We start from the raw sequence: 888 nt of genomic DNA, 5'->3' as shown, positions 1-888 counted from the left end.
GAAGAGCTAAAAAACTACGCTAAGGCTCCATATACAACACCCAAATAAGAAAAAAGACTAGCCAAATCCCTTGGGGCACAAGGGGTTAGCTGGTCTTTGTCTATTTTTAGGTGATAAAGTCGGGATTATACCACGAACTCCAAAAACCCCTAATACTCTTTCTATTTTGATCCCACACGGCGTTAACTTCGACTTGCCTAGCTTGAGTTATACCTGCATCTCGCCAAGCTCATTTGAGGATTCAATTTTAAAATGGAAGCAGTCTAAGCAAACTTATTTACAGGAGCTCTCAAACCTGCTATACTAATTGTACCGGTTGGTACAGATATTTTTTATCTGTTTCGGACTTTCAGATTAAAAGGAGATTTACTCATGTTTCATAAGGACAATACGGCCATTCTCATCACCGACCCACAAGTTGAATTTCTAAAACCTGCTGGTAAAGGGTTTGGAGCCAAAAATTTTAAAATGAAGTTAGCCACCCATCCTATCTGCTAGATAAGTACTACAACTCATTCTGATGAGTTGTCTGATTTCATTTGATAATAGGTTTGGAGCTGTTAGGCTAATTGGCCAAGGCTAATGATAGCCTTGGTTTAGCCCTCAAAACAGCTTCAAAAGTCCCTGTTGTCAAATGAAATCCTTTTGTAAGGTATAAGAAAACACCTCCGTGCTATACTTGTTGTTCACCACAAACAAAAGGAAGGGCACAGAGATGCAAAACAATTATACAACAAAAGGAAAACATTTGACAATTAATGATCGTCGCTACATTGAACGATGGAACAAAGAAGGAAAATCCAATCGAGAAATTGCTCGCCTACTTGGAAGAGCTCCTCAAACAATCAATAACGAAATCAAGCGAGGGCAAGTCTTACAACAAGTGAG

General features: G+C 39.1%; 1 protein-coding gene and 1 pseudogene. Both read left to right on the top strand.

What is annotated here, in order from left to right; translation table 11 throughout:
* Nucleotides 1-372: 372 nt before the first annotated feature.
* Nucleotides 373-453: pseudogene (locus HZY94_RS09840) on the top strand (cysteine hydrolase); the annotation flags it as partial.
* Between the two features lie 262 nt (nt 454-715).
* Nucleotides 716-888: helix-turn-helix domain-containing protein (locus HZY94_RS09835; RefSeq protein WP_179924846.1), on the top strand; the 173-nt coding region annotated here is incomplete at its 3' end.

Origin of the sequence: Streptococcus danieliae, from assembly GCF_013415245.1 — a bacterium.
GTDB classification, from domain to species: domain Bacteria; phylum Bacillota; class Bacilli; order Lactobacillales; family Streptococcaceae; genus Streptococcus; species Streptococcus danieliae_A.
This window is presented reverse-complemented; position numbering and strand designations above follow the sequence as displayed.